Raw genomic sequence first — 573 nt, forward strand, 5'->3', positions numbered from 1 at the left:
TTGAAGGTCCTGGCTGACCGCGGCTACTTCAGTGGTCCGGACATCCGTGCCTGTGAACTGGCCGGGATCACTACGTATGTCCCGAAACCACTCACCTCGGCATCAAGGAAGAAAGGGCTCTTTACCAAACGGGACTTCATCTACGTTGCCAGGAACGATGAGTATCGATGCCCCGCTGGCGAGCGCGCAATTCTTCGATTCAGGACCGTTGAGAATGGCATGAATCTGAACGTGTACTGGCCCAGCGCGTGCCCGCGTTGCCATCTCAAGGAACGATGTTCACCCAGCGACTATCGCCGCATCCGACGATGGGAGCACGAACATGTACGGGAAGCCACGCAGCGTCGACTCGACCGGAAGCCCGATGCGATGACCATCCGAAGAAGCACCGTTGAACACGTCTTCGGCACGCTCAAGCATTGGATGGGTGCCACACACTTCCAGACCCGAACGCTCTGGAAGGTGAGCACCGAGATGAGCCTTCACGTACTGGCATACAACCTCAAGCGAGTGATGAATATACTTGGTGTTGCGAGGACAATGAAGGCAATGAGGATGGCTGGAAGCTGAGGC

Annotated in this window: 1 protein-coding gene; it reads left to right on the forward strand. The window is 56.5% G+C overall.

Annotated elements, in window-relative coordinates:
* Positions 1-570 (forward strand): transposase (locus PQR42_RS45615; RefSeq protein WP_408496123.1); only part of this gene is annotated, 570 nt, incomplete at its 5' end.
* Positions 571-573 lie beyond the last annotated feature (3 nt).

Origin of the sequence: Paraburkholderia sediminicola, from assembly GCF_046027355.1 — a bacterium.
Lineage (GTDB): Bacteria > Pseudomonadota > Gammaproteobacteria > Burkholderiales > Burkholderiaceae > Paraburkholderia > Paraburkholderia sediminicola_B.